This is a genomic window from Daejeonella sp. (genome assembly GCF_049655485.1).
Taxonomy (GTDB): Bacteria; Bacteroidota; Bacteroidia; order Sphingobacteriales; family Sphingobacteriaceae; genus Daejeonella.
In genome coordinates this window covers 1-3,269 of the sequence record NZ_JBASJU010000068.1, presented here as the reverse complement: position 1 = coordinate 3,269, position 3,269 = coordinate 1, and the positions used below count along the sequence as shown (strand labels likewise).

The following is a 3,269-nucleotide window of genomic DNA, read 5'->3' as shown; positions in this document are numbered from 1 at the left end:
GGCTATATCGTCCTATGAATGGATGGCGGCGGCTACATTGATTATTGTAGCAGTTTTCTTCATTCCGATATATCTTAAGAACGGTATTTTCACCATGCCCCAGTTCTTATCGCAGCGATATAACGATACCGTAGCTACGCTGATGGCCATATTCTGGCTGCTGGTCTATGTATTTGTGAACCTGACTTCAATCATTTACCTGGGCGCGCTGGCAATTAATTCTATCTCAGGAATAAGCTTCGAATGGTGCATGGTGGGACTTGGCATCTTCTCCATTCTGGTAACCCTTGGCGGGATGAAAGTAATCGGATATACGGATGTCATTCAAGTACTGGTTCTGATTCTTGGCGGTCTGGTAACCTGTTATCTCGCGTTAAGCCTGGTATCAGAAAAGTTCGGCTATGGCGGCGATATCCTGAAGGGCCTTGCGGTTATTCAAGAGAAAGCCCCTTCCCATTTCCACATGATTTTTGACAAGTCGAATCCCTATTACACCGACCTGCCCGGATTATCGGTTCTGGTGGGAGGGATGTGGATCAATAACCTGAATTACTGGGGCTGTAACCAGTACATCACACAAAGAGCTTTAGGCGCGAGTCTCCCGACGGCCCGAAAAGGGATTCTTTTCGCCGCTTTTCTGAAGCTCTTAATACCGCTTATTGTAGTGATTCCAGGTATCACCATGTATGTGATGTATCAGAACGGAATGTTTCAGGCTGAAATGACCGACGTTAATGGAGTATTAAAACCAGATCAGTCATATCCTACACTGATGAACCTTCTGCCGAACGGTCTAAAAGGCCTGGCATTCGCCGCCCTTACAGCTGCGATTGTGGCATCCCTGGCAGGAAAAGCAAATAGCGTTTCCACCATTTTCTCACTCGATATTTATAAGAAATTCTTTAAGAAAGATGCTTCAGACCGGCAGTTAGTCCGGACCGGAAGGATTACAGTAATTGTAGCCATGGTGCTGGCATGTATCGTAGCGCCGGCGCTGAGAAATCTGGATCAGGCCTACCAGTTTATCCAGGAGTATGTAGGTTTTATTTCCCCCGGAGTACTGTCCATCTTCCTTTTAGGGTTTTTCTGGAAAAGAACCACATCCGCAGCAGCGCTTACTTCCGCTATACTCACCATACCGCTTTCAACTGTTTTAAAATTCCTGCCTGACTGGACAAACGGCGCATTCCCCGATTTTCCGTTTATGGATCGTATGACAGTGGTATTCGTTTTTCTTATGTTACTGATGGTCATCATGAGCCTCGCCGACCGCAGCGGAAAAGAAGCCCATAAAGCGCTGGTCATTGATACCAGGATGTTCAAATGCTCGCCAGGGTTTATTGTTGGCTCGGCAATTATTGTGGGGATTTTGGCAGCCTTGTATACGGTGTTTTATTGAAAGTTTCTCTACTTTTACCCCTTGAATAGAAGGTCACTCTGTATCTGACCACTTTGTTTCAATTTACATAACTAATAAATCATTTTGTATATGATTAACATTACACTTCCGGACGGGTCTGTCCGCGAATATGAACAGGGCATTACTGCCCATCAAATCGCACTTTCGATTTCTGAAGGTTTAGCAAGAAACGTATTAGCAGCACAGGTAAACGGTCAGGTTTGGGATTCATCCCGTCCGATTGAAACTGATTCGGAAGTTAAATTGCTAACCTGGAACGACCTGGAAGGCAAGAACACCTTCTGGCATTCTTCTGCCCACCTGATGGCCGAAGCTCTTGAAGCATTGTATCCAGGCACCAAATTCGGTATCGGGCCCGCTATCGAAACCGGCTTCTATTACGATGTTGATTTCGGCGATCGTGAATTCTCATCCGATGATTTCAAGCAGATCGAGGATAAGATCATGGAGCTCGCGCGGACGAAAGCTGAGTTTGCAAGAACTGCAGTTTCCAAAGACGATGCTGTTAAATATTTTACTGAAAAAGATGATGAATACAAGCTGGATCTGATCAAGGACCTCAGCGACGGTTCCATCACGTTTTATACCCAGGGCAATTTCACTGATCTTTGTCGCGGCCCCCATATCCCAAACACAGGCTTTATCAAGGCCGTGAAGCTGATGAATGTCGCCGGCGCATATTGGAGAGGCGACGAGACCCGAAAGCAGCTTACACGGATCTATGGCGTAACCTTTCCAAAGCAAAGCGAGTTGACAGACTATCTTCACATGATAGAAGAAGCCAAGAAACGCGATCACCGTAAACTTGGTAAAGAATTGGAGCTTTTTGCCTTTTCAGAAAAAGTAGGGATGGGCTTGCCATTATGGCTGCCTAAAGGAACCGCTTTACGCGAGAAACTTGTTAATTTCCTGCAAAAGGCGCAGGTGAAATCCGGATACGAGCAGGTTATTACGCCGCATATCGGGCATAAAAATCTATATATCACATCAGGCCATTACGAAAAGTACGGAGCTGATTCGTTTCAGCCGATAAAAACCCCGCAGGAAGGGGAGGAGTTCTTTCTGAAACCGATGAACTGTCCTCATCATTGTGAGATTTACAAAACCAAACCACGCTCATACAAGGACCTTCCGGTTAGATACGCCGAGTTCGGAACGGTATATCGTTATGAGCAAAGCGGGGAGCTGCACGGACTCACACGCGTACGGGGTTTTACCCAGGATGATGCGCACTTATTTTGCCGCCCTGACCAGGTTAAAGAAGAGTTTAAAAAGGTAATTGATCTGGTGCTATATGTATTCAAGGCACTAGGATTTAACGATTATACCGCACAAGTCTCCCTTCGCGATCCTTCAAACAAAACCAAGTACATCGGTTCCGATGAAAACTGGCAGCTGGCAGAATCCGCTATTATTGAAGCAGCTGAAGAGAAAGGTTTAAAGACCATCGTAGAACTTGGAGAAGCTGCTTTTTATGGCCCCAAACTGGATTTTATGGTTAAAGATGCTTTGGGTAGAAAATGGCAGCTGGGTACCATACAGGTTGATTATAATTTACCCGAACGATTTGAACTGGAATATACCGGGCGCGATAACCAAAAACACCGTCCGGTGATGATACACAGAGCCCCGTTCGGTTCCTTGGAGCGATTTGTAGCCGTATTGATCGAACATTGCGCAGGGGAATTTCCTTTATGGCTCACACCCGAGCAATTTATCGTCCTGCCGATCTCTGAAAAATATGAGGATTATGCAAAAAAAGTTTTAGAATCGCTTAATAATTCCGATATTCGCGGCTTGATTGACTCCAGAGATGAGAAGATTGGCCGCAAAATACGCGATGCCGAAG

Annotated in this window: 2 protein-coding genes; both read left to right on the top strand. The window is 45.7% G+C overall.

Annotated elements, in window-relative coordinates; all coding sequences use genetic code 11:
• Window positions 1-1,399 (top strand): sodium:solute symporter family transporter (locus WBJ10_RS03090; protein WP_424288090.1); only part of this gene is annotated, 1,399 nt, incomplete at its 5' end.
• Between the two features lie 90 nt (window positions 1,400-1,489).
• On the top strand, window positions 1,490-3,269 hold a 1,780-nt coding region (gene thrS / locus WBJ10_RS03085; protein WP_424288089.1), incomplete at its 3' end, for a threonine--tRNA ligase.